At 40.8% G+C, this 26,005-nt stretch carries 23 protein-coding genes and 6 tRNA genes; 13 read left to right on the top strand and 16 right to left on the bottom strand.

The genetic code is table 11. From position 1 onward, the window contains the following. Window positions 1-17: 17 nt before the first annotated feature. The 10 genes from HC725_RS13725 to lolB form a co-directional block, all read right to left on the bottom strand. Window positions 18-102 (bottom strand) — tRNA-Leu (locus HC725_RS13725). Between the two features lie 121 nt (window positions 103-223). After that, window positions 224-300 (bottom strand) — tRNA-Met (locus HC725_RS13720). A 182-nt stretch (window positions 301-482) separates the two neighbouring features. Then, window positions 483-557 (bottom strand) — tRNA-Gln (locus tag HC725_RS13715). Between the two features lie 44 nt (window positions 558-601). Beyond that, a tRNA-Leu gene (locus HC725_RS13710) sits at window positions 602-686 on the bottom strand. Window positions 687-812: 126 nt separating this feature from the next. Next, a tRNA-Met gene (locus tag HC725_RS13705) sits at window positions 813-889 on the bottom strand. 278 nt (window positions 890-1,167) lie between these two features. Further along, entirely contained in the window at window positions 1,168-2,259 is a 1,092-nt protein-coding gene (gene ychF / locus HC725_RS13700) for a redox-regulated ATPase YchF (RefSeq protein ID WP_190332381.1), read from the bottom strand. An 81-nt stretch (window positions 2,260-2,340) separates the two neighbouring features. Next, window positions 2,341-2,931, bottom strand: a complete 591-nt coding sequence (pth, locus tag HC725_RS13695) for an aminoacyl-tRNA hydrolase (protein WP_190332380.1) — start codon at window positions 2,929-2,931, stop codon at window positions 2,341-2,343. 145 nt (window positions 2,932-3,076) lie between these two features. Continuing rightward, window positions 3,077-4,021: a ribose-phosphate pyrophosphokinase gene (locus tag HC725_RS13690; RefSeq protein ID WP_190332379.1), complete on the bottom strand. Its 945-nt coding sequence runs from the start codon at window positions 4,019-4,021 to the stop codon at window positions 3,077-3,079. A 27-nt stretch (window positions 4,022-4,048) separates the two neighbouring features. Further along, complete coding sequence (ispE, locus tag HC725_RS13685) at window positions 4,049-4,987, bottom strand: 4-(cytidine 5'-diphospho)-2-C-methyl-D-erythritol kinase (RefSeq protein WP_190332378.1); 939 nt, start codon at window positions 4,985-4,987, stop codon at window positions 4,049-4,051. Further along, window positions 4,987-5,619: a lipoprotein insertase outer membrane protein LolB gene (gene lolB / locus HC725_RS13680; protein ID WP_190332377.1), complete on the bottom strand. Its 633-nt coding sequence runs from the start codon at window positions 5,617-5,619 to the stop codon at window positions 4,987-4,989. The genes ispE and lolB overlap by 1 nt, the downstream gene beginning before the upstream one ends. A 174-nt stretch (window positions 5,620-5,793) precedes the next feature. Between lolB and hemA the strand changes: the two genes are divergently transcribed. The 8 genes from hemA to ybaK all read left to right on the top strand — a co-directional run bounded on the left by hemA (window position 5,794) and on the right by ybaK (window position 13,851). Beyond that, window positions 5,794-7,053: a glutamyl-tRNA reductase gene (gene hemA / locus HC725_RS13675; protein ID WP_190332376.1), complete on the top strand. Its 1,260-nt coding sequence runs from the start codon at window positions 5,794-5,796 to the stop codon at window positions 7,051-7,053. 71 nt (window positions 7,054-7,124) lie between these two features. Next, a complete protein-coding gene (gene prfA, locus HC725_RS13670) occupies window positions 7,125-8,213 on the top strand; it encodes a peptide chain release factor 1 (protein WP_190332375.1) in 1,089 nt (362 codons plus the stop codon). A 75-nt stretch (window positions 8,214-8,288) separates the two neighbouring features. Then, window positions 8,289-9,146 carry a peptide chain release factor N(5)-glutamine methyltransferase gene (gene prmC / locus HC725_RS13665; protein ID WP_190332374.1) on the top strand — a complete coding sequence of 286 codons (858 nt, stop codon included), beginning with the start codon at window positions 8,289-8,291 and terminating at the stop codon, window positions 9,144-9,146. Window positions 9,147-9,192: 46 nt separating this feature from the next. Next, entirely contained in the window at window positions 9,193-9,573 is a 381-nt protein-coding gene (locus HC725_RS13660) for a SirB2 family protein (protein ID WP_190332373.1), read from the top strand. Beyond that, window positions 9,573-10,481: a SirB1 family protein gene (locus HC725_RS13655; protein ID WP_238928510.1), complete on the top strand. Its 909-nt coding sequence runs from the start codon at window positions 9,573-9,575 to the stop codon at window positions 10,479-10,481. Before HC725_RS13660 ends, HC725_RS13655 begins: the two co-directional genes overlap by 1 nt. Before the next feature lie 38 nt (window positions 10,482-10,519). After that, entirely contained in the window at window positions 10,520-11,371 is an 852-nt protein-coding gene (kdsA, locus tag HC725_RS13650; RefSeq protein WP_190332372.1) for a 3-deoxy-8-phosphooctulonate synthase, read from the top strand. A gap of 212 nt (window positions 11,372-11,583) precedes the next feature. Further along, window positions 11,584-13,254: a bifunctional UDP-sugar hydrolase/5'-nucleotidase UshA gene (ushA, locus tag HC725_RS13645; RefSeq protein ID WP_190332371.1), complete on the top strand. Its 1,671-nt coding sequence runs from the start codon at window positions 11,584-11,586 to the stop codon at window positions 13,252-13,254. 120 nt (window positions 13,255-13,374) lie between these two features. Beyond that, window positions 13,375-13,851: a Cys-tRNA(Pro) deacylase gene (gene ybaK / locus HC725_RS13640; protein ID WP_190332370.1), complete on the top strand. Its 477-nt coding sequence runs from the start codon at window positions 13,375-13,377 to the stop codon at window positions 13,849-13,851. A gap of 155 nt (window positions 13,852-14,006) precedes the next feature. On the opposite strand, the gene HC725_RS13635 is transcribed toward ybaK, so the two are convergent. The 3 genes from HC725_RS13635 to smrA all read right to left on the bottom strand — a co-directional run bounded on the left by HC725_RS13635 (window position 14,007) and on the right by smrA (window position 16,059). Further along, the gene (locus HC725_RS13635) at window positions 14,007-14,258 is read right to left on the bottom strand and encodes a hypothetical protein (RefSeq protein ID WP_190332369.1); all 252 of its coding nucleotides are present in this window, start codon (window positions 14,256-14,258) and stop codon (window positions 14,007-14,009) included. A 35-nt stretch (window positions 14,259-14,293) separates the two neighbouring features. Beyond that, window positions 14,294-15,364, bottom strand: coding sequence for a 23S rRNA pseudouridine(2604) synthase RluF (rluF, locus tag HC725_RS13630; RefSeq protein ID WP_190332368.1), 1,071 nt, complete (start codon window positions 15,362-15,364; stop codon window positions 14,294-14,296). Between the two features lie 113 nt (window positions 15,365-15,477). After that, window positions 15,478-16,059: a DNA endonuclease SmrA gene (smrA, locus tag HC725_RS13625; protein ID WP_190332367.1), complete on the bottom strand. Its 582-nt coding sequence runs from the start codon at window positions 16,057-16,059 to the stop codon at window positions 15,478-15,480. A 293-nt stretch (window positions 16,060-16,352) separates the two neighbouring features. Between smrA and HC725_RS13620 the strand changes: the two genes are divergently transcribed. Next, window positions 16,353-16,429, top strand: a tRNA-Pro gene (locus tag HC725_RS13620). Window positions 16,430-16,501: 72 nt separating this feature from the next. Here the strand turns inward: HC725_RS13620 and HC725_RS13615 are convergent. Then, a complete protein-coding gene (locus HC725_RS13615; protein WP_190332366.1) occupies window positions 16,502-16,990 on the bottom strand; it encodes a MarR family winged helix-turn-helix transcriptional regulator in 489 nt (162 codons plus the stop codon). 89 nt (window positions 16,991-17,079) lie between these two features. On the opposite strand from HC725_RS13615, the gene HC725_RS13610 reads away from it, so the two are divergent. The 3 genes from HC725_RS13610 (at window position 17,080) to HC725_RS13600 (ending at window position 20,077) form a co-directional block, all read left to right on the top strand. Next, window positions 17,080-18,255, top strand: a complete 1,176-nt coding sequence (locus HC725_RS13610) for a multidrug effflux MFS transporter (protein WP_190332365.1) — start codon at window positions 17,080-17,082, stop codon at window positions 18,253-18,255. Between the two features lie 186 nt (window positions 18,256-18,441). Beyond that, window positions 18,442-19,371, top strand: a complete 930-nt coding sequence (locus HC725_RS13605) for a ParB/Srx family N-terminal domain-containing protein (RefSeq protein WP_190332364.1) — start codon at window positions 18,442-18,444, stop codon at window positions 19,369-19,371. A 178-nt stretch (window positions 19,372-19,549) separates the two neighbouring features. Beyond that, window positions 19,550-20,077: an RNA methyltransferase gene (locus HC725_RS13600; RefSeq protein ID WP_190332363.1), complete on the top strand. Its 528-nt coding sequence runs from the start codon at window positions 19,550-19,552 to the stop codon at window positions 20,075-20,077. Between the two features lie 27 nt (window positions 20,078-20,104). Here HC725_RS13600 and HC725_RS13595 read toward each other — a convergent pair whose 3' ends face one another. Then, on the bottom strand, window positions 20,105-20,986 hold the full coding sequence (locus tag HC725_RS13595; RefSeq protein WP_190332362.1) for a TraB/GumN family protein: 882 nt from the start codon (window positions 20,984-20,986) through the stop codon (window positions 20,105-20,107). Between the two features lie 41 nt (window positions 20,987-21,027). Next, the gene (locus tag HC725_RS13590; RefSeq protein ID WP_190332361.1) at window positions 21,028-23,829 is read right to left on the bottom strand and encodes a heavy metal translocating P-type ATPase; all 2,802 of its coding nucleotides are present in this window, start codon (window positions 23,827-23,829) and stop codon (window positions 21,028-21,030) included. 644 nt (window positions 23,830-24,473) lie between these two features. Between HC725_RS13590 and HC725_RS13585 the strand changes: the two genes are divergently transcribed. After that, complete coding sequence (locus HC725_RS13585; RefSeq protein WP_190332387.1) at window positions 24,474-25,928, top strand: multidrug transporter; 1,455 nt, start codon at window positions 24,474-24,476, stop codon at window positions 25,926-25,928. The last annotated feature ends 77 nt before the right edge of the window (window positions 25,929-26,005 follow it).

Raw genomic sequence — 26,005 nt, 5'->3', positions numbered from 1 at the left:
AAGAGACGTTTAAATAATGGTGCGGTCGGAGAGACTTGAACTCTCACACCTTACGGCGCCAGAACCTAAATCTGGTGCGTCTACCAATTCCGCCACGACCGCAAAACCGTGACTAGAAACGAGAAAGCTAGGTTTCTAGTAGCTCGATATTAAATGGGTAAGTTAATTGGATAAACTTACTTATCGAGTTGCAAGTCTCAACGAATCAAAACTTGTATAAATATGGTGGCTACGACGGGATTCGAACCTGTGACCCCATCATTATGAGTGATGTGCTCTAACCAACTGAGCTACGTAGCCATTTTGTTACTGATTAACTTTGTGAGCCAGAGAGTATAACGAACCATTCTCTGAACTTCTAGCTTCGAAGTATCGAAACTTTTAAATAATGGTCAGGCTGCCTGAAAATGAAATCAGGGAACTCTTTTGGTATTGTCATCAAAAGCCAATTGCTTATCAGACTCACTAACCACTTTAAATAATGGCTGGGCTACCTGGATTCGAACCAGGGAATGCTGGCATCAAAAGCCAGTGCCTTACCGCTTGGCGATAGCCCAACAGACGAATCAAGAAGATATGTTATCAAGAGACGTTTAAACAATGGTGCGGTCGGAGAGACTTGAACTCTCACACCTTACGGTGCCAGAACCTAAATCTGGTGCGTCTACCAATTCCGCCACGACCGCAAAACCGTGACTAGAAACAAGAGCATAAAACTAAGTTTCCAGTATCTCGATATTAAATGGGCAAGTTAATTGGATAAACTTACTCATCGAGCAGCAAATTTCGACGAATCAAAACTTGTATAAATTTGGTGGCTACAACGGGATTCGAACCTGTGACCCCATCATTATGAGTGATGTGCTCTAACCAACTGAGCTACGTAGCCAATGAGGTTTTCACCTCTTTCTGTTGCATAAACTCTGCAACGAGAACGGAGCGCATTATGCGGATTAGGGCCGCGAGCGTCAATAGTTTTTTTGAATAAATTGCCCAAAATGAATCGTTCGCATTTTTTTTAAACAAAAAGCACTATTTGTAATCAATAACACAATTTATCGCTGTCGATTCTTTATATATTTATTGATATCAGCTTTGAATAGAAAGAAAAAAGCCAGCGAACTATTCACTGGCTTTGATTTGAATGTTTTATTTATGGGCTACGAACTAGACGTTAAAACGGAAGTGAACCACATCACCATCTTTCACGATATATTCTTTACCTTCTAAGCGCCATTTTCCTGCTTCTTTTGCTCCGCTTTCACCTTTAAATTGAATGAAGTCGTTATAAGCGATCACTTCTGCGCGAATAAAACCTCTTTCAAAATCAGTATGAATTTTACCAGCGGATTGTGGTGCTGTTGCTCCGATTGGAATTGTCCAAGCACGAACTTCTTGCACACCTGCGGTGAAATAGGTTTGTAAGGTTAATAACTCATAACCAGAACGAATGACACGATTTAGACCAGGTTCTTCGATACCAAGATCTGCTAAGAACTCATCACGATCTTCTTCGTCAAGTTCAGACATTTCAGATTCAATGGCAGCGCAAACTGGCACAACCACCGCATTTTCATTCTCTGCATATGCACGTACTTGATCTAAATATGGATTACCTTCAAAGCCATCTTCACTTACATTGGCAATGTACATGGTTGGTTTTAGAGTTAAGAAGTTTAAATAACCAACGGCTGCTAACTCTTCTTTATTTAGTTCAACCGAGCGAGCCATTCCGCCTTCGGTGAATACAGGAAGCAGTTTTTCTAGCACTGTAATTTCAAATTTAGCGTCTTTATCGCCACCTTTTGCTTTTTTTGCTTGACGTTGGATAGCGCGTTCACAGCTATCTAAGTCGGCAAGAGCAAGCTCTAAGTTGATGATTTCGATATCTTCAATTGGCGAAATTCTACCTGCAACGTGAATGATGTTTTCATTCTCAAAACAGCGTACAACGTGACCGATAGCGTCAGTTTCACGGATGTTTGCTAGGAATTTGTTACCAAGTCCTTCACCTTTTGATGCACCAGCAACAAGTCCGGCAATATCAACAAATTCCATTGTGGTTGGAAGAATGCGTTTTGGATTCACGATTGCTGCTAATGCATCAAGACGAAGATCAGGAACAGGAACGACACCGGTATTAGGCTCAATGGTACAGAAAGGGAAGTTAGCCGCTTCAATACCTGCTTTAGTTAGTGCGTTAAATAGAGTGGATTTACCTACGTTTGGTAAACCGACGATCCCACATTTGAAACCCATGTTATAAACCTTCTTTCATTCGGCACGATTGCCGACTCTGTCATTTGATTGTTTTGCTAAATACAGCTTTATATAGCGGATCTATTCAGCTTTAAACGTATGTAAGCGATTTTGTGCTTTTGCTAAATCATCTTTAAATAGCATGTCTAAACTGCGTACGGATTCATCGACAGCAGCATTAAGCAATTCTTGTTCTTTGACTGGCGCTTTTCCAAGTACATAACCAGCGACGCGATCTTTATGTCCAGGGTGACCAATACCAATTCGTAAGCGATAAAATTCTTTATTATTAGCTTGTTTGGCAATGATATCTTTTAAACCATTGTGTCCACCATGGCCGCCACCTTTTTTAAATTTAGCTACACCGGGTGGGAGGTCAAGTTCATCGTGAGCGACCATGATCTCTTCAGGTAATATTTGATAAAATTTTGCGATGGCCGCAACCGACTTTCCCGATAAATTCATAAATGTAGTAGGGATAAGAAGACGTAAATCCTGACCATGTACCATCACTCTTCCGGTTAATCCAAAAAATTTACTTTCTTCTTTTAGATTTATGTTGTGCACTCGGGCTAACTCTTCTACTACCCATGCTCCAGCATTATGGCGAGTTCTGTCATATTCCGGCCCCGGGTTAGCAAGACCGACAAGTAATTTGATTGGTTGAGTCAAGGTATGCTCTCTTTGCAAATTTTAAAAGCGCGGCATGATAGCATATTTTTTAAAAGGGTGGGCAGAGTGGCGGATAATAAAAAACCACTTTACTAATAGGTAAAGTGGTTTCTATTTTCAAGCATTGAATATTTAACGATTAGTTCTAGTTAAACATTGCCGAGATTGATTCTTCGTTGCTAATACGACGAATTGCTTCAGCTAGCATGCTTGATAAAGTAAGTTGCGTTACTTTACCTGTTGCTTTCATTTCATCAGATAAAGTAATCGAATCAGTAACGATGACTTGGTCAATAACTGAATTCGCGATGTTTGTTGCGGCATTGCCAGAGAACACAGCGTGAGTTGCGTATGCAAATACACGTTTAGCGCCACGTTCTTTTAGGGCTTCAGCTGCCTTACATAATGTACCACCAGTATCGATCATGTCATCAACAATCACACAATCGCGACCTTTAACATCACCAATTAGGTTCATTACTTCAGAAACGTTAGCGCGTGGACGACGTTTATCAACGATAGCAATATCGGTGTCATCTAACATTTTGGCCGTTGCGCGAGCGCGAACAACACCACCAAGATCAGGAGAAACAACCACTGGATCTTCTAGGTTACGAGATTTCATATCTTCCATAAGCACTGGCGTACCAAAGATATTATCGACAGGAACATCGAAGAAACCTTGAATTTGCTCGGCGTGAAGGTCGATAGTTAAAACGCGGTCAACACCGACGTTAGAAAGGAAGTCTGCAACAACTTTCGCAGTGATTGGAACACGAGCTGAACGGACACGACGGTCTTGACGTGCATAACCAAAATATGGAATGACGGCGGTAATACGGCCCGCAGAAGCGCGGCGCATTGCATCGATCATAACAACTAATTCCATTAAGTTGTCATTGGTTGGCGCACAAGTAGATTGGATGATGAATACATCACTACCACGAACATTTTCATTGATTTGTACTGCAACTTCACCGTCAGAAAAACGGTTTACAGTTGCGTCACCAAGGGAAATGTACAGGCGATCTGCAATACGTTGGGCTAGTTCAGGTGTGGCGTTACCAGCAAATAGCTTCATATCAGGCACGGTGGAAACCTCGGGTTGCGTCCAGTTTTAAATTGAGTTGTGGTTGGCTTGTTTATAGTCAGCCAAAGTCTTATGGAGAGATGAAATATTCATTCCCTTAGCGATAAAGCCAAAGACACTATTTGAATTCTGTTGAGCGTTAAACTTATCTAAAGTCTCTTGTGCTTGTTGCTGAGTATCGAATTCAGCGAAAAGACAAGAGCCTGTACCAGTCAATCTCGACGGCGCGTATTGTAGCAGCCAAGAAAGTTGCTTAGCAACCTCCGGATACAGTAAAGTCACAATTTTTTCGCAATCGTTTTCGTAAGGTTGTTGTAAAAGTGTTGTAAGCTCTTGCTTTGGCGTATTTCTAGTCAAGTCTGGATGAGTGAAAATATCCGCAGTCGCAATATTGACATCCGGTTTTAAAACTAAATACCATTTTTCTTGTGGATGAGCAGGTTCAAGTTGTTCGCCAACCCCTTCAGCAAAAGCTGCTTGTCCTCGAACGAATACAGGGACATCCGCTCCCAACTTTAATCCTATTTCAGCCAAAGTATCGATATCAAAATCGAGTTGCCATAAATGGTTTAATGCCACCAAGGTAGTTGCTGCATTTGAAGAGCCGCCACCGAGTCCACCGCCCATGGGTAAAATTTTATCGAGTTCAATATCAGCGCCCAATGTCTTTGGATCTATATCGCCTGCTTTCTTTGCCTGTAGGCGTAAAGCATTAGCGGCTTTCCAAATAAGATTCTGTTCTAACGCGACGCCTTCGATCTCTGGGCTAATGGTTATGTTACCCGTTTGATTAATGTGAAAACGTAAAATGTCACCAAAGTCGATAAACTGAAATAAGGTTTGCAGGTTATGGTAGCCATCACTGCGGCGAGCTGTGATATACAAAAATAAATTTAGCTTAGCAGGGGATGGCCACTCTATTGATTCCTGAATGCTTGGTTGATTCAGTGAGTTTACATTTGACATTAAAATACCCACTTGTTGATCACTATTTTAATTTTGGTTTTATCTTGCTGTAAGAATAATTGACTTGGCAGCATGAGATCATTCTTTACTGGTGTCATTTGAGCTGAGTAAGTTAGATAATTGAGTTGCCAGTTCTGGTTATCGAGGTTTTTCTCAAGGCTTGCTAGCGTATTAGATTCATTTAATGTAGTGCGGTCTGCATCGGTAGGCAGGCCTTTAATCCAGTCGGGGAGCTGTGATACTGGAATGCTGAATCCTGTCAATTCATTGATTAGTTGGTTGGCTTGTGGAGCTGTGCTTACTCTGCCATCGGATGTCGTTATCATTGAGCCACTTGGTAGCATTTGTAGCGTCATCACTGTTTGACCCAAAAAAGTCAGCAGTTTTAATTCATCATAATTTGAGGCGTGGGTTAAAATAAAATTAAGAGATTGTCGGTGGTTGGGATCTTGATACCCGATTTTTCCTGTTACTTTGAATTTGTCTAATTTTGTAAGGTTTTGTTGATGTTGCTTCCAATCAACATGGTAAGTGGCTTCTTGTTCTGGTACTGAGCTACAGCCCACTAATACCATGGTGATAGTACAAAGTATGAGAGTGGAAAAACGGCGGAATGCGTGATGAATAGACAAAAGGAATCCTTACTCTTTTATGAATTTCAGCGCAATTGTAGCATCTTATCGATGAGCCATTCAGCACAAATATCTGTCGATTGTTGCTAATACGGTGTCTAGCCCTTTCATTACTGCGGCCCATCAAGTAAAATTGCTGGCTCATATCACTATTTTTTAGAGTATTCCCACTACATGTCTTTGCTTGCTATTGGTATCAATCACAATACAGCGTCGGTTGAGTTGCGAGAAAAAATTGCATTTTCACCTGAGAAACTGTCTGAAGCGCTAGCTCAGATGGAGGCAAGTCATGCCATTAAAAGTGGTGTCATCGTTTCAACTTGTAACCGCACCGAAATTTATTGCGATTTAAGCAAAGGGACGAGTAAAGGTCACATTATCGATTGGTTATTAGAGTTTCATCAAGTTGACCCTGAAAGTCTAATGTCATCTATTTATAGTTATGAAGAACAAGCCGCTGTTCAGCACCTTATGCGGGTAGCATGTGGACTTGACTCATTAGTACTTGGTGAGCCACAAATTTTAGGTCAAGTAAAGCAAGCTTATGCGTCTTCAGTTGAGCTAAAAGCGGTGAATGGATTGACTGAAAAGTTGTTCCATAAAGCGTTTTCTGTTGCGAAAAGAGTCCGTACTGAAACGGCGATTGGTGGCAGTGCTGTTTCTGTTGCTTATGCGGCTTGTATGCTTGCGAAGCAAATTTTTGAATCGATGAAAAATGTCACTGTATTGCTTGTGGGTGCAGGTGAGACTATCGAATTGGTTGCCAAGCATTTATCATCGACCCATTGTAAAAATATCATTGTCGCAAACCGCACGATTGAAAGAGCTAAATTGCTGGCTGATCAATTTGATGGTGAAGTTATTACTCTTTCTGAAATCCCCGAGCATTTATCTAGAGCCGATATTGTGATTAGCTCAACTGCGAGTCCGTTGCCTATTATTGGTAAAGGGATGGTTGAGACCGCATTAAAAAAACGTAAACATCAGCCAATGTTGTTAGTTGATATTGCTGTGCCACGTGATATCGAATTTCAAGTTGGCGATCTTAATGATGCCTATCTATATAGTGTGGATGATTTACAAGGGATCGTAAGTAAGAATATGGAACAGCGTAAAGTTGAAGCCATTCAAGCCGAAGCGATTGTAACGGAAGAGAGTGCGGCCTTTATGATGTGGTTAAGATCACTACAAGCCGTGGACAGTATCCGAGATTACCGACAACACGCTAATGAAATTAAAAGTGATCTATTGGAAAAAAGCCTAAATGCGCTTGCTGCAGGTGGTAATCCAGAAAAAGTATTACGCGAGTTAAGCAATAAATTGACCAACCGATTAATCCATCAGCCGACTCGTGCCATGCAAGTTGTGGCAGAGCAAGGCGAGCCAGAAAAATTAACTGTTATACGCCAAAGTTTAGGTTTAGATGAACTTTAGCTGTGCTCAAGCACAGATTTACGCAATTAACAGCCCCCATCAATAGCAACATTCACAGTTAAGATAAAATTATGAAATCGTCAATTTTGACCAAGTTAGAAACTCTAGTTGAGCGTTATGAAGAAGTGCAGCATTTATTAGGCGATCCTGGTGTGATTGGCGATCAAAATAAATTCCGTGCGCTATCAAAAGAGTATTCTCAATTAGAAGAAGTAACAAAATGCTTTCAGGCCTATCAACAAGCACAAGATGATCTCATTGCTGCCGAAGAAATGGCGCAAGAAGACGATGCTGAAATGCGCGAAATGGCACAAGATGAAATTAAAGAAGCAAAAGCGGCTATTGAGCGTTTAGCTGATGATTTGCAAATTTTGTTGATTCCAAAAGATCCAAATGATGACCGCAGCTGTTTCTTAGAAATTCGCGCTGGCGCAGGTGGTGATGAGGCCGGTATTTTTGCGGGTGATCTATTCCGCATGTACAGCCGTTTTGCGGAGAAAAAAGGTTGGCGTATTGAAGTGATGAGTAGCAATATTTCAGAGCAAGGTGGCTTTAAAGAAATGATTGCTAAAGTCGTTGGTGATGGTGCATTCGGTGTGTTGAAATTTGAATCTGGTGGCCACCGTGTGCAACGTGTTCCCGCGACAGAATCTCAAGGTCGAGTCCATACTTCAGCTTGTACTTTAGCGGTAATGGCAGAAGTTCCTGAAGCTGAAATGCCAGAAATCAAAGCATCCGATCTTAAAATTGATACTTTCCGTTCATCGGGAGCGGGTGGTCAGCACGTTAACACCACCGATTCTGCTATCCGTATTACCCACTTACCAACGGGTACGGTGGTTGAGTGTCAAGATGAGCGCTCACAACATAAGAACAAAGCGAAAGCGATGACCGTGTTAGCGGCTCGTATTACTCAAGCTGAAATGGCGAAGCGAGCGGCTGAAGTGTCGGATACTCGTCGTAATCTACTTGGTTCAGGCGATCGTAGTGACCGTATTCGTACTTATAACTATCCACAAGGCCGAGTATCGGATCACCGTATTAACTTAACTTTATACCGCCTAGCCGAAGTCATGGAAGGGGACCTGCAAAGTTTGGTCGATCCTGTTATTCAAGAATATCAAGCGGATCAACTTGCGGCACTTGCTGAACAAAATTAAGTTAAGCTGAAAACTAAGTGAAAGAGAGCTAAGTTAAATAGATAGCTAGGTGAAGTAGACAATAAGTGATAATCCATGAACTCGATTGAATGGCACCTTAAACAAGCCACCCAAGCTTTAAAAAGCAGTGGTAGTGATACACCCTCGTTAGATGCGGCGGTATTAATGTGCCATATTCTCGATAAGCCTCGCAGCTATTTATTAACGTGGCCAGAGCGTGAGTTAACGCTCGAGCAACAGCATAAGTTTGATGCTTTGCTACAACAACGTATTGAAGGTAAACCAGTCGCCTATTTAGTGGGAGAGCGAGAGTTTTGGTCTCTGCCATTAGAAGTATCACCCTCAACTTTGATCCCACGCGCGGATACTGAGCGTTTGGTGGAACTGGCTTTAGATAAAATTGCGTTATTAACTGAACGTAATATTAAAGGCGATATTTTAGATTTGGGTACAGGCACTGGCGCAATAGCACTGGCTCTTGCATCCGAGTTGCCATCGCATACGGTGATAGGTATCGACTTACAGCCAGAAGCACAACAACTGGCGACGCGTAATGGCCAAAAATTGAATTTAACCAATGCTCACTTTTTACAAGGTAGTTGGTTTGAGCCATTAAGTGATGTAACTCAATTTGGTTGTATCGTCAGTAATCCACCTTATATCGATGAGTCCGATCCTCACTTGGTTTTAGGTGATGTTCGTTTTGAACCATTAACAGCTTTGGTGGCAAAAGAGAAAGGTTTAGCGGATTTACGTTATATTGCCGAACACTCTCGCCAACACTTGCATCATGGAGGCTGGTTACTGATGGAGCATGGATTTGAGCAAGGCGCTGCGGTTCGAAACATACTTACTGAACTTGGTTATCATCAAGTTAGTACTGAAAAAGATTACGGAAATAACGATCGAGTAACGTTAGGTTGCTGGTCTTAATTAAGATTCGCCTAAAATTATTTGAATTACTGGAGAAAGGAAAATCATGCTATACATGTCATTGAAGCATATTCATTTATTATCTATTGCGTTAAGCGTTTTTTTGCTGACATTACGCTATATTTTGATGATGATGGATTCATCGGTGTTGCATAAAAAGTGGTTAAAAATAACGCCACATATTGTTGATACCGTGCTACTGGCCAGTGGTATTGCACTAATTTTTATTACGGGATTTATTCCGTTTACTCCTGCTGCCCCTTGGTTAACAGAAAAAATCACCTGCGTATTAGTTTATATTGCACTAGGTTTTGTGGCGTTGAAATTGGGTAAAACTAAATTGATTCGTAGCATTGCTTTCTTTGGTGCATTAGGTTGGCTGTATTGGGCAGCTCATCTTGCCATAACTAAGGTGCCTACTTGGTAATGTCTAGTGAATTTTTAGAAGAAGATGGGACTGAAATAGACGAAATGGATCTGTTTGAGCAAGATTTAGATGAAGTCAGCCTGTTGGAAGGCGCGATTGAATTGAACTCCTTGATTAACCCATCATCAGATACTGCTTGGATAAAAGCCTCTTTAGAGCAAATGTTCACTGAGCTAGAGCAGGCTTTAGCTCACTCAAGTGATTCATTGAATGATACTGGTGACATTCCAGCAGATGAAATACGTGACCAAGAAAACGATCAAAAACGAAAGTTTGAAGACTTTGTGCACTATTTTTATCATCAATGGGAATTTCAAGGGGATCATGAAACCTTCTTTGACTCACAAAATACATTTATTGAAACCGTATTAAAACGTCGTAAAGGCATCCCTGTCAGTTTAGGGGCTTTATTGCTGTATTTTGGTGAGAAATTAGGTTTCCCGATGGAAGGGGTAATGTTCCCTAGCCAATTTATCATCAAGCTAAAATGGGCTAATGAACCTGCGTTATATATGAACCCTTTTAATGGTGAGTATTTAACCAAATCGATATTGCGCGCTTGGTTAATTGGTTATGACGGTCCATTAGCACGATTGCAATCAAAGCATTTAATGGAGACTGACAATCCAACCGTTCTTGGAAGATGGCTTGCAGTGACCAAAGGTTCATTGATGCATGAAGATGATTATTCAATGGCGTTAGAATGTGCCAATATTGCGCTTAGCTTTGCGCCTGATGATCCTTATGAAATTCGAGATCGAGGCTTTATTTATCAGCAGCTCGAGTGTAATCAAATGGCAGCTGAAGATTTCCAATACTTTATTGATAACTGTCCAGAAGACCCTTCAATAGAAGTGTTAAAGGTTCAGGTATCTGCGTTAAATCGCGAGCAAACCACCATACATTAATGTCTAAGATATAAATCTTGATTGACGGAGTAAAAGTTATGCAACAGAAAATCGTACAAGTGGGTGATATCCCTGTCTCGAACGACAAACCATTTACCCTTTTTGCTGGCATGAATGTGTTGGAATCTCGCGATCTTGCTATGCAAATTTGTGAGCATTACGTAAAAGTGACCGAAAAATTAGGCATTCCTTACGTTTTCAAAGCTTCGTTTGATAAAGCGAACCGTTCATCTGTGCATTCTTACCGTGGTCCAGGTTTGGATGAAGGTATGAAAATTTTCCAAGAGTTGAAAGATACTTTTGGTGTAAAAATTATTACTGATATTCACACTGAAGCTCAAGCTCAACCTGTTGCCGATGTCGTAGATGTGATTCAACTTCCTGCTTTCCTTGCTCGTCAAACTGATCTTGTTGAAGCAATGGCAAAAACGGGCGCGGTGATTAACGTGAAAAAACCACAATTCATGAGTCCAAATCAAGTTGGTAATATCGTGGATAAATTCGCGGAATGTGGCAACGATAAAATCATTCTTTGCGAGCGCGGATCTTGCATGGGTTACGACAACTTAGTCGTAGATATGCTTGGCTTTGGCGTAATGAAAAAATCATCAAATGGTAGCCCAATCATTTTTGATGTGACGCATTCACTACAGATGCGTGATCCTTCTGGCGCTGCTTCTGGTGGCCGCCGTGAGCAAACCGTTGAGCTAGCAAAAGCTGGTTTAGCGACAGGGATTGCGGGTTTATTTATTGAAGCGCATCCAAACCCTGATCAAGCGCGTTGTGATGGCCCATCAGCATTACCATTGGATAAATTAGAACCTTTCCTTAAACAAATGAAAGACCTTGATGATCTTATCAAAAGCTTTGCTCATATTGATATTCGTTAATTTCGATTAAACATATTCATCATCAAATCCAGTGATTTAGGTCGCTGGATTTTTTTTATCTCTCATCCGTAGCTTATCGCTTTGTCCTTGTGATCGTCTTACCAAAATTTTGTGCTGAAGATACCGAAATGAATGAAATGGTTTAGACTATTCTCATTACCTTGAGAGTTAGGTTTTACTTTTGCGTTATCCATTTTTAGTAGGTATTTACAATGAAACAGTTTGTATTTAAAGCATCAACGATTGCACTCGCGGTCGCTTCTCTTGCGGCATGTTCTTCCCTTGGCACTTCATCGACTCAACATCAATGGTTGGCGGATAAGACTTATAAACTTACAGTTCTTCATACTAACGATAATCATGGTCGCTTTTGGCAAAATGAAGATGGTGAATATGGTATGTCGGCACGTAAAACATTGATTGACGGTATCCGTCATGAGGTGGAAGCGGAAGGTGGAAGTGTTTTACTTTTCTCTGGCGGTGATATCAATACTGGCGTTCCAGAATCGGATTTACAAGATGCAGAGCCTGATTTTAAAGGTATGGATAAGATGGGTTACGATGCAATGGCGGTTGGTAACCATGAGTTTGATAACCCACTTTCGGTATTAATGAAGCAGCGTGATTGGATTAATTTCCCAATGTTATCGGCTAATATTTATGATAAAAAAACAGGTAAACGTTTATTCAAACCGTATGAGATTTTTGATGAGCAAGGAATCAAAATTGCTGTCATTGGTTTAACCACGGAAGATACGGCTAAGATTGGCAATCCCGAATATATTGGTGGTATTGAGTTTAGAGATCCTAAAGCAGAAGCTAAAAAGGTGATTGAGCAACTTGAAGCTCATGAAAAACCAGATCTTATTTTTGCTGTGACCCACATGGGACATTACGATAATGGCAACAGTGGAATTAACGCGCCGGGTGATGTCACACTAGCTCGTTATTTACCAAAGGGCGAGTTGGATATGATTGTAGGTGGTCATTCACAAGAACCTGTGTGTATGGAGTCAGAGAATCATCGTAAATTGGATTATAAACCGGGTGAATCTTGTATCCCTGATCAGCAAAATGGCACTTGGATCGTACAAGCCCATGAATGGGGTAAATATGTTGGGCGCGCCGATTTTGAGTTTAAAAATGGTCAATTAAAGATGGTGAGTTATGACCTTATTCCGGTTAACTTGAAGAAAAAAGTAGATGTGAATGGCAAGTCGGAAAAAGTATTTATACAAAATGAAATAGCGGAAGATGACGAGTTGCATCAATTCTTAAAGCCTTATCAAGAAAAAGGCCAAGAGAAGTTGAATGTAAAAATTTCTTATACCGATGGCAAACTTGAAGGTGACCGAAATGTGGTGCGTTATAAGCAAACCAATTTGGGTCGTTTGATTGCACTATCACATATGAAACGCATGAACGCTGATTTTGCAGTAATGAATTCTGGTGGTGTTCGTGATTCGATTCAAGCTGGCGATATCACTTATAAAGACGTATTGAAAGTGCAACCGTTTGGCAATATCGTGACTTATATTGATATGAAGGGCAGTGATGTGCTTAATTATCTCAATGTAGTAGGAACTATGCCTGTGGATTCAGGGGCTTATGTCCAGTTTGCAGGTATCGCAATGACGGTTTCTAATAACAAAGTGAGTGATGTGAAAATTGGTGGCAAGGCACTCGATCCTAATAAAATGTATCGCTTTACGGTACCAAGTTTTAACGCCGCTGGTGGCGATGGGTATCCTAAAATTACCGATAAAAAAGGGTTCGTAAATACTGGCTTTGTTGATGCTGAAGTATTAAAAGATTATTTGGAAAAACATAATCCAATTAAAGTGTCAGACTACGAGCCGAAAGGTGAAATTCAATATCAATAAGTGAAATTTAATTGCTATTGAAGCGACGATAGTTTGTTAACTGACTAAGCAGTGTCAAAATAGGGCGCTGCTTTTTATTGATCACAATTCGTTTAAATAAATATCTTCAAGGATTGAACCATGACACCTGCTATCAATCTTGCTAAAAAGAAAAAAATTGTTCATACCGTTCATCAATATACCCATGATCCAAAAGCCGCGAGCTATGGATTGGAAGCGGCAGAAGCATTAGGCCAAGATCCGGCTCAAGTATTTAAGACTTTATTGTTTTGTTTAAATGGCGAAGCTAAGAATCTTGCGGTGGCGATTATACCAGTGGAAAACAAGCTAAATCTTAAACAAGCCGCGAAAGCCGCAGGCACTAAGAAAGCCGAAATGGCAAATCCTGAGATCGCACAAACGGTAACAGGTTATGTGGTGGGAGGTATTAGTCCGTTAGGTCAAAAGAAAGCCTTGCCGACGTTTATCCATCAATCGGCGCAACAGTTTGAGACGATTTGTGTTTCTGCTGGCAGGCGTGGCCTAGAAATTGAATTAAAGCCGCAGGATTTAGCAAGCCTAACTAGGGCTGCATTTGTTGAATTATGTGGGGAGTAAGCGTGGTTCTATATTAGAGATGAGCGAGCGGTTGAGGATAATTGGTGAGCCTTCGTTAAAATCTAAGCCCTCGCATCTTGTTCGCAGAGGCTCATGTGCGGGGGCTAGATTCTGTAAATTGCTTAGCTAGATTTTGCCTCAAAGCTATTGAGAGCTTACATGTCGAGAACCCAGTTAGTCGCATAAATCACGAACAGAATAAGAAGAACCAGAATGACTGGGAGGCCAATCATTAGTGTTAATTTTTTCGTGAGACTTGGTTCCTCAAAGACTACGCCTTCTGCTTCTTTCACTCTGCGCTCTTCATCAAAATGCCATTTAATAGCGTAGTAGCCTCCAATACCTAATACAATAAGCTTTAAAGCACCAGCAACGTACGGAAAGATGTCACCCCAACTGCTGTCCATTATCTATCTCCACCAAATGAAATTTTGCTTTTGTGCTAGGCCTTTGATTTAGGCGTCCATTTTTTAATAGTGCTGCTATTTGAATTACCAAAGCGAGAGCTTTTTGCGGCTGGTTTACTTGGGGTTGAGCCGCTTGGTTTATCTTGGTTACGACTGCGATTACCACCAGAATGCTCACCTTCTTTATTTAGGCGCGCTTTACGTTCAAACTCACCTTTACCGCGGTAAGTTTTAAACTGTGGCTGTTGCTCACTTAGCTGCTCACGTTGTTTGGCAAATTCACGTTCTTTTTCAGCTCTTGCTTGTATACGGGCATCGTGCAATTTAGCATCAGTAGCTTTGGTTATCGTATATCCGTCCGCATCTACCATTGATGCTTCTTCCGTACCCACAGATCCTTCAATCATGTCATGAATCTCTGCTACTTCGGCATCGGTTAAATAACGCCATTTACCATTTGGTAGACCATCTATAGATATATTCATAATACGCACGCGACGTAATTTATACACATCGTAACCTAGCGCTTCACACATGCGACGGATCTGGCGGTTTAAGCCTTGAGTCAACACCATACGAAATGAAAAATCAGTTTCTTTGGTGACCTTACATGGCAAAGTGATGGTATCTAAAATCTCAACGCCCGAAGCCATTTTTTCAATGAATTCAGCCGTAATAGGCTTATCAACGCGTACCACATATTCTTTTTCATGTGAGTTACCCGCTCGAAGGATTTTATTGACGATATCGCCATCATTAGTCATAAAAATCAAACCATCAGAAGGCTTGTCCAAGCGGCCAATTGGGAATATGCGTTTATGATGACCGATAAAATCGATGATATTGCCTTCAATATGACGCTCAGTCGTACAAGTAATACCTGTAGGCTTATTTAGTGCGATATAAATTGGTTTTTCTTTGCTTCGCACAGGTTTGTGGTCAACCATAACTTCATCGGTCGGCAGAACTTTAGTTCCCATTTCAGGAATCGAGCCATTAATCGTGACGCGGCCTTGATCGATAAGTTTATCGGCTTCACGGCGGGAGCAAAAACCAGAGTCACTGATGTATTTATTTAAACGAATAGCAGAAGGAGGCGTTGTCATATTGATCTCTCTTTTGACGTTTCACAACGGAAATACTTAAACGAATAATATTATTTGTCGTTTAAGTGGAATTAGGCGCTGGAGTTTAACAGTTTGTGTTAAAAATAAACAGATTAACTCATGCGTTTTTGATGACGCTCGCGGTTGTCGTTCTTCATTTCAGGGCTTTTCTTAATCAACACATAAACGGCACCAGAGCCACCATGAAAAGGTTGGGCACTGTGAAAGCACATGACATCGGCGATTTGTTCTAACCAAGTCGCAAGATAGCTTTTGATTAATGCAGGAGGATTAGAACGTTCTCCTTTACCATGAACAATTAGTACACTGCGAGTATCTAAACGTTGAGCTTGGCGTAAAAATGAGAGCACGTCATCCCTTGCTTGTGTCAGGGTGCGGCGGTGTAAATCAAGCTTCGCTGTGATTGGGTATTTGCCTAAACGTAATTTCCGAAATACCCCATCTTGTATCCCGTCTTTTTTATATTCCAAAATAGCGTTAGGTTGCAGCATCGGCGCATTATCTAAAGAAAGATATTCGTCATATTGATCCGAAAGTGATACTGCTGCAAGGCGACGAGCAAAATGAGCTTCTGGTATTAACGGCTCTTTAGTGCGAATGGTTGTATCTTGTTCGATGGGTTTTACATCGCTCATCATTTGCTGGAATAAATCTAAATCGTTATCGTCATTCATATTATGACTCCATTGAATGAGAGTTATGTGTAAATTATAGCGACTTGGTGACATATGTGAATGCATCTTGATTAGTAATTAATCGATTAAATTTTATTTTTGAATTTATGAAATTAATTGAGGTAAAGACCTTGCTATCGTTAATTAAATCCGTAATATACGCATCTCAGTCAGCAACAAGTTGTTGATTGGATCTCGGTGAATAGCGCAGTTTGATAGCGCATCTCGGATTTTAGGAATAGCGGAGCAGAGGGAGACCCTCAGTTTGGTAACCTAATAAATAGCAACAATCTCGGTGAATAGCGCAGTTTGGTAGCGCATCTGGTTTGGGACCAGAGGGTCGGGGGTTCGAATCCCTCTTCACCGACCACATTTGAAAAAGCCACTCAATTGAGTGGCTTTTTTGCGTTTAGAGCTTAGTGAAAGGCTTTTTAGAATTTTATTATTCCCAGCTTGCTAATAATTTTGTTAAAAGCAGCTCCATTTCTTTTTGTTCTCGAATCTCTAAGCATGAAAATTTTTGATGGCGTGACTGCTTTATCTTATCCAAAATATTTTCAATATGTTGTAAACCTAATGGTGTTAATTGAACCAGTTTACTACGCTTATCTTCAAGGTTATCTATTCGATGAATCAGAGCAAAATCTTCGACTCTTTTGAGAACTTTTGTTAATCCACCGGAGCTAAATAACATGGTTTGATAAAGCTGAGTGGGACTTGAAATGTAAGGTATCCCTTGACGGTATAGACTGATCAAAATACTGAAATCGGCTTGTTGAAGGTTATATGGATCCAAATATTGTTGAACATCTGCAGCTAAATGATCAGAGAGCCGATGAATGCGTAATATGATTTCTTCATAGGATAGTCGTTGTTTTTCCTTGTCAGTTCCTAAGGAAAGTAATGTAGAGACAGGAATTTTGGTCGTCATGATGTTTTACCTTAAGAGGTTATTTAATCTATCTTGCTAGAAAGATAAATTAAGGTTACCATTTTGTTATAAAATTTCTAGAGGTGAATATGTCAAAATCTATTTCAGCGTCCTTGATAGTGCTGTTAGCAAGCGTGTTTGCGCTGAGTCCATTTTCAATCGATACTTACTTGCCAGCAATACCCACTATCGCTTCCGATCTCAATGTTGAGATCAATTGGGTCGCGATGACGGTCAGTTTATATGTCTTTGGCCTTGCAATTGGCCAGTTGTTGGGTGGTCAATTTTCAGATAAATACGGCCGTCGTATCGTAATGATGATCGGGTTGATCATTTTTGCTTTGGGTAGTGTAGCCATTTCATCCGCGCAGTCTATACAAGTACTGTGGGCGTGTCGTTTTATTCAATCAATTGGTGGTGGTATTGCTATCGTCTGCGTTCCTGCTTTAATTCGTGATAATGCGGAAGGGCGAGAAGCGGCACGTTTATTTTCACTGATTGCTTTAATTATGATGATCGCGCCATCGATTGCACCGTCTGTAGGCACGTTAATTTTAGCTTTATTAAATTGGCACTTTATTTTTATCTTCTTAGGCATATTAGGTTTTATCTTAGCGGTTTATGCTTTTTTTGTGGTACCCAAACCGGTGGTAAAAACTTCCCAGAACACACCTAAGCTAATGTCTTATTCTGAGGTGTTACGACAAAGAACCGTATTCGGATATTTATTAGCACTCGCGTTTGGTTTTAGCGTTATGCTGATTTTTTTGACGAACTCTCCATTTGTGTACATGGAATATTATGGTGTATCAGAGAAAGTATTCTCGATACTTTTCTTAATGAATGTCTTAGGGCTGATTACCATTAATCGACTTAATAGTTATTTGTTGAAAAAACATGGTCCAGCGGTTTTGTTGGTTCGATTTATTCAAATGCAACTTTGTGGCGCGGTCATTCTGTTGTTGTCAGTGACACTTTTTCCGCAGCATATATATGGCGTCGTTGCTGGTTTTATCATTATGGTGTCGGCGAACGCAGGAATTATGCCAAATACTAATGCATGTTATTTGCAGTATTTTAAACATAACTCAGGTAAGGCGGCGGGCTTATTAGGTTCCATGCAATTTCTTACTGCTTCTATTGTGAGTGGATTGGTGGCTTATTTTACTCAGGGTAACTTGTGGCCGGTTGCGATTGGGGTAGTGCTGGCGAGCGCAATTGCTTTATGGGGGGCTTGCGATGGTAAGAAAAGACTCAATGTGTAGTTGTCCATTTTAAGTTTTGGGAAATGCTCCCCCTCAATTTATTAAAGTCAGTGCATAGTGGTTTCAGGTGAGACTGCTTTGCTTTCTTTGTTTTTAATGGTTTGGTTAAGCACCCAGACATTTATTTGTCATGATTTAGGCTTATTCTGTTTGTCTGATTTATTAATTTACGATTTAGAGGAATAAATGAATAAGAAAATTATCTCGGTGATGCTTGGGGTTATGTGTTTGTTTACACCGTCATCATACGCAAACGATGTAAAAGTAGGTGATGTTGTCAATGTCAGTTTGCACGAACTTATTCCAACTCAGCCTTCGGTTGGGTATGACCAAATCATGTATAAGCTCGGTCGTTATCAATTTGATCGTGAGAAAATGTTTGATGAGGTGTGCGAAGCGAATGGCCAAAAGGGTATGGGAAAAATTTCTGCTAATGCAAACCCGAATAATCCATCCAGCTTTACTTGCCAGTTAGCTGTAGGCAAGCGTAAACAAGATATGAAAACGGTGGTGATTGCGCCAGATGGTGATTATTACCTCACGGATGGTCATCATACGTTTAATGTTTTTTATGAAATGCCAGAAGGTGGCGCGGACTTTCATGTCAATGTCGTTGTTGCGAAAGATTACCGTGATATCAAAGGAATGGATAAATTTTGGACGCAAATGCAAAAAGATGGCAATACATGGTTATTTGACGTGAACAGTAACCCTATTGGTTATGACCAGCTTCCTACATCATTAGGCATCAAACATTTTCAGAACGATCTTTACCGCTCTCTTATGTATTTCACTCGTGGCGTGAGTTGGGATAAACCAGATAAGCCGGTACCATTTTTGGAATTTTATTGGTCTCAAGAAGTTCGTAAAAAAATAGATGCCACCATTTTCAATTTAAATTCTAAAGATGGTTACGCTAAAGCGGTTAAAACGGTGAGTGAATACATCTTAGCGGTCGATACGACTGACGTTGGTGGATCGAATTTATCAGCTAAGCAAATGGGGCAATTCAACGCCTACGATAAGAAAGCGTTTAAGAAATTGTTTAAAGACGATGGCAAGATTGATTATCTGCTGCGTTATAAGGCCACACTATCGGAAAAGCCTTCTCAGTAAAGGCAGTTATTACCTAAAGTAATTGGAGTTGCAGTGAGGTGGTAAATAAGCTTAGCCAACAAGATTGCAGCTTCAAGTTAGGTGAGGTTAATCTTATTGAGAGTCTTGTGTTTTGATGCAAGACCCTTTTGCTTTTCTTTGCTACTATACGCCCACTTTTTTCTTCGATGACACCTTTATGCTTACTTCAAACACTCACCTTACTCAGTCTTATGTCGCTATTGGTTTAACCAATCCTAAAAGTCCTTCAAATGTAGGGGCAGTGATGCGCGCAGCTGGGTGTTATCGTGTGGATGCGGTTCGGTATACGGGAGTTCGTTATGAAAAAGCAGTAAAATTTCATACTGACACTAAAAGTGCTGCCCGTCATATACCGCTAAATGGTGTGGATCAAATGCTAGCTGATTTAGATGCTGATACTAAAGTTGTGTGTGTGGAGTTGGCAGAAGGTGCGACACCATTACCTGCTTTTGTACATCCTGAAAAAGCGATTTACGTGTTTGGCCCAGAAGATGGCAGTATCGATCAAGCTGTGGTATCAAAAGCGGATGCGGTGGTTTATGTGCCAACGGTGGGATGCATGAATTTAGCCGCCAGTGTTAATGTTTTGCTTTACGATCGCTTGGCAAAGTCAGCGCAAGTTGAAATGGGCGATGAGCTAATTAAGCAAAGCCGCGATAACCGTAATCATTTAGTTGTGAAGTAAGTAACGTATCTTCGCTTTACTCAGCGGTTATTCAAATGAGCAATCAGTGCTGACAGATTGGGTTATTTGTTTCACTTGATAGCCTTGTTGTTTAAGTAAGTCTATTACGCTATTTGAACCCAAAAAGTGCATCGTACCGACAGCGATAACATAGCGACCTTGTTTCGAAATAAATTCAGGACTAATCAGTTGTTTTACCCAACGCTGGTTTCTATCGATGAGTAAAGCGTGGGTGGTTTTGTCATCCCATTCTGTCGCGTTTAACATCTCATTTAACTTGTTTGAATCACCTGCCTGCCAGCTTTCTAGCATACACGTATAAAAATCTTGTCCTTGCTCCCAATTATCGAGAGTGTCGAGAAGTAAATCTTTACCATCATTAGGCAGGTTTTGCAGTAGATCGAATTGCTCTGTTAAGGTTTCAAAACTTAATAGTGGGATACCTTGTTCATCTGCTTGCTGCATCAACATGCTATCAACACCTAACTTAGGCTGTAGTTTGAGTGCTTTGTAACTTTCATTTTCAAGCGAAATAGCCACAATCCAAGGTGGAAGTTTTGCTAGAGCATCAAAATCAAGACTCAGTTGTTTGGAAATAATTTCTAGTTGATTTTGTTGTTGAGAAGAAAGATAGGCTTTCGTTGGCGTAGCATCCGAAAAATCAAGGTGTGGCATTGGTTGATTAATATCAGTCTCGACGATCAATCCATCACTATGGGCTAAAAACTGATTAAGTTGATGTGGAAGCGGGTACATGCTGGCTTGGCCAATATGTACTGTCCCTATCAGCATTAAGGTTTGCTTATCTTTGGTTGCTTGCCAAATTAATGGTTCAGCTTGAACACTGGCAACTTGGCTACCGAGTAGGCAACCAAGAAGGTAGTAGGGCAATTTGAACCATTTCTTCATTGTTAATTCTCTTTAAGATTTCAACTCTTATCAATCCAATCTTATTTATTTCGACTTGGTTTAAATAAGCGTAATCGGTTGGCGTTGCTGACGACGGTAATCGAAGATAATGCCATGGCAGCACCCGCAAAAACAGGGCTTAACATAAAGCCAAACACAGGATACAACACGCCTGCGGCAACCGGAATACCTAAAGAGTTATAAACAAACGCCCCAAATAGGTTTTGTTTAATGTTGTTAACAGTGGCTTTAGATAATTCAATAGCATCGACTAAGGCCAATGGGGAAGAATGCAGTAATGTCATCTGCGCACTTTCAATCGCTACGTCCGATCCACTTCCCATTGCTATGCCAACATCGGCTTGCGCTAACGCAGGTGCATCATTAACGCCATCGCCGACCATCGCAACTTTGCACTTTTTCCCTTTTATCGTTTCATTTTGTAGCTCTATGATTTTTTCTGCTTTTTGCTCGGGTAGAACTTCTGCAATCACATGGTCAATATCAAGCTGTTTACCAATGGCCTCAGCCACTTTTTGATTATCCCCCGATAAGAGAACGACTTTGATATGTTGATTCTTTAGGGCCTTAACTGCTTGCTTGGCATCATCGCGTATAGGATCTGAAATACCCATAACGGCGACCAGTTGACCATCGAATGCTACTGAAATAGGTGTAAAGGCTTGTTGTTCAAACATAGCTAACTGAGCTTCACCTGCACTGATATCAATATTGTTTTCGCGTAAATAGCGTGGGCTACCAATATAAACAGTTTTGCTATCACCATTATTTTGAATATTTGCTTGAACACCTAATCCGCGTTCAGCTTTAAATGCGTTTATATTGATTTTTTTATGAATATCGAAGCTAGGTTGTTGTTTTATGTATTCACAAACGGCTTGCGCTAAAGGATGCTCAGATTGAGATTCAATGTGATAAATCGCAGTCAAGATGTTGGATTGATCATGCTCATCAAACATGTTTAATTGCTGAACACTTGGTTTTCCTTGTGTCAGTGTGCCTGTTTTATCAAATACTACTGTATTAATTTGGCTGGCCGTTTGTAGTACTTCAGCATCTTTAATTAATACGCCAAATTCCGCTGCTTTACCAATGCCGACCGTCACTGAAAGTGGTGTGGCTAAACCTAATGCGCATGGGCAAGCAATGATGAGCACGGTCGTGGCGACCACTAGCATATAACTGGCTTGTGGCGTTGGGCCGAAAAAATACCAAACTACAGCGGCAAAAATAGCAATACACACCACCACTGGTACAAACACTGCGGAGATTTTATCGGCGAGTTTGGCCAGTTGCGGCTTACTGCTTTGGGCTTGGCGAACCATCTTGATAATGCGAGCAAGTGTAGTGTGAGATCCAACCATCGTTGCTTCTACTATTAAGCTGCCATCTTGGTTAATCGTGCCAGTAAAAACGACATCATCAATTTGTTTATGGGTTGCCATTGGCTCGCCAGTGAGCATGGATTCATTAATATAAGACTCACCTTGCACAACTTTACCATCGACAGGAATTTGTTGACCGGGGCGGACTCGAATGTGCATGCCTGCGGTAATTTTTTCGACTGCTAGTGTAGTTTCTGATCCCTCAATAATAACGATTGCCGTTTTTGGTTGAAGATCGATTAAAGCTTGTAGTGATTGAGTGGTGCGTGCTTTGGCTTTTGCTTCAATATAATGACCAAGCGAAATTAAACCAATGATCATGGCGCTGGCTTCAAAATATACATGTCTTGCCTGCGCTGGAAACCACATCGGAATAATGACAACGAGCATGGAATAAAACCACGCCGCCCCAGTACCTAATGCGACTAGCGTATCCATGGTTGCGCGTTTATGTTGCAGTGCTTGCCACGCATTGGCGAAAAATGGGCGTCCAGCAGTGGCCAGTAACCACAGGCAGAGTAACCCTATCGCGCCCCATGTCATTTGATCCATGGTATTACGGATCATCATGTTGCCACCAAAAACACCCCAAGCCATTAATGGAGCTCCGATCACAAGCCCTGCAATCGCATTGTTTTTATTGGTTTTTAAGGCTTTTTGGAAAGTGGCCTGTTGCTGCTCGCGCATACTCGCTTCATCGATAACGAGTTCTGCTTGATAACCTGCTGCGTGAACGGCGTCAATGATGATTTGAGTCTCATCAATCTTAATAGAAGGCGCAGTCACCCAAGCGGTTTGTTCCGCCAGATTCACTTGAACTTTACTAACGCCATTTACTTGTTGGATGGATTTTTCAACCGACGAGACACAACTGGCACAAGTCATACCAGAAATAATAAAATGTAAGCTAGTTTCAGTATCGTTATTGTCTCGGCTGTGCTGAATTTGAGGCTCTGTTGTTAATTTATCTTGTTTAGAACTCGAACCTGGTTCAATGATTGCGCTTTTTTCAGGGATGGGTTGTTCGATAATAGGCGGTTCAATAGTGAATTCTTCAACTAGTTTTGCTTGATAACCAATCGCTTCTACTTGTGCAATGACATCGGTACTTTCTACTTTTCCGCGCAAAGTAAGTGTTGTTTTGTCCACTTGAAAGTCATCTATATTATCCCATTCGTCAAACGCTGTTTTTAGCTTAGCGACACAACGGCCACAACTGAGTCCAGATAAAGAGAAGTTCAGTTGTTGCGATGCGTAATAACCTAGCGAATCTAACGCTTGATTTAACGTCGATAAGCTGGCCGAACTCGCAACTGTAGCTTCAGTTGGGGTGATGTTTTTTACTTGAGTATTAGGCACTGAGTTTAGAGCGGTTTCGGCTTTACGTGCGCAGCCCATACAATTCAAACCAGTCAGAATAAGTTGATATTGAAACATAGATAACGTCCTTAAATAACAAACTAACCACACTATAAACCTTCCCATCGCGTCATGGTCAAGCATGTCTTCCACTTTATTTACTCTACTTCCATCATCTAAATTACTGCTTATTTAATAAGGTGCATCAACGCTACTTTATCTATTGGTGAATTCATATTTAATGACTCTGAATTTGTTTAACTTATTGAATATAATGGTTATTGACGTTTTTGACAGTGAAAATTCTGTGGCACAGTTCAAAATTTATGGTTTGTGAGTCTAAATGAATATTTAAATTTATGAATACAGAGTGATGAAGATCTCGAAAAAGTTTAAAAAAGATAAAAATCCTTACTCATTATCGTATCCCTCCCTAGTTGATGTTTTTTTATATTGACTTAATCTGTTGTTTTATAAGAGTTATGTGTTTTTATATTTGCCTAAATTTGAAGGTGGTCGTATTTAAAAATAGATTTGATTTTTGTTCAAAAAAAGATGGCATGCTGAGTTTCGTTAGTAATTACGAGCCATGAAATCAGTCTGGATGATTGAAGGCTAATAATCAAAAAAACAAAGAAAATCAGGGATTATATATGAAAAAAATATTTAAGAAGGCGATGTTCACGAAGAGAGTGCTTACCAAGACAATGCCCACGAAATCTATGTTTAATAAAACATTAGTTGGAACGGCGGTTTCTTCTATTTTGTTTGGTATGGCGACATATTCCACAAGCGCTATGGCTGCGGATGATGTTGCGCCTAATGACACTTCTATTGCAGGTCAAGGAGTGGAAGAAAAAGCTTATGAAGGTGGATTCTGGGAAGATGCCTCTATCAACGGTGCGGTTAATATCTGGATGCGAGATCGTACTCGTGCTGGTACTGCTGCTGCCGATGGAGGTGTAAATGGTAAAGACACTCCTAAGAATACAAACTTAGATCACGGTACTATTTACGCAGGGTTAGATTTTAAATCCGGTTATATCAGTGATGTTGTTGGTTTGGATGTGAACGTTTATACCACGTTTGATATGTGGAATAACGGTTCTCCCGATCATGAAATGAACTTTTGGAATGTCAATAACCCGTATGAAATGTCTCCGGGGAGTAATACTGGTTGTTCTGGTACTTGGGCGGCGGATTGTACGGATAACGGCGGTGCATTCCAGACTGCGGCGGTGAAATTTAAATTGGGTGAGCATGTCACGGCTCGTGGTGGTTATTACCAACCATCCGTACCATCAACATTGGGCGTTAACTGGTCTTATGCGGCGGGTACTTATGAAGGCGGCGAAATTGGTGCGACTTTTGGGCCTGTAGAATTAGGTTTTGCGTATGCGGATAAATACCGCGCACCTTGGTATAAAAAGCAATACACCTTCCGTACGGGAACAGGCTCAACAGCAGAAGATGCGGGTGATGTTTATTCTGTCGGTATGCGTTACACCATCAATGATCAAATGCTTCTTGATGTGGCTTATGCCGGTTTGACGGAAGGTGATCGTAAAAACGCCCATATCAAATTTAAATGGAATACAGATGGTGGTTGGTATGTGTCTCCACAAGTTTATGTGGTTGATGATGATAATCAATATGATGAAACTGCCTATCAACTGGCATTCTTAAGTGCGAAATCTTTTGGTCAATATAATCTTCGTTTAGAAAGCACTTATACTTCAGCTGATTCAAGTGATACTCGCGGTAATGTGGGCAACTTAGCTTATCGCATGACCGAAGCCTACGGTGGTTCGAATGGTGCGTATGATATCTGGTGGAACAACCGTTCGGATTTCAACCATGATGGCGAACTTGGCTTCTTTGGTGAGTTGAAACGCGACCTTTCCGATCTTGGTGCGCCAGGTCTAACTATGGGTCTAAACGGTGTATATGCGTTTGGTTCTGAATGGGAAGGCTCCGACGATCTAGTGGAATACTCTGGTAGTGCGTTTGTGAGCTACGCCATCCAAAGTGGGGCACTTGAAGGTGCTAATTTTGGTATTTACTATACCCATTATGTTAATGATTCCAATACTAAAGATTGGGTGGTGTACTCAAACGGATTCAATGATGAAAACGATTTGAAAGTGACGCTAACCATTCCATTTGGTATTAAATAATTGCCGTTTTCAACCATGGTTAGGGCCGCAATCATGGTTGATATTGATCTTCAATGTTTGATTAAAAAACCGAATTT

The sequence above is a fragment of the Vibrio sp. S17_S38 genome (genome assembly GCF_014694375.1).
Classification (GTDB): domain Bacteria; phylum Pseudomonadota; class Gammaproteobacteria; order Enterobacterales; family Vibrionaceae; genus Vibrio.
Note: the sequence above shows the minus strand (reverse complement) of the source record. Positions and strands in the feature narration are given on the sequence as shown.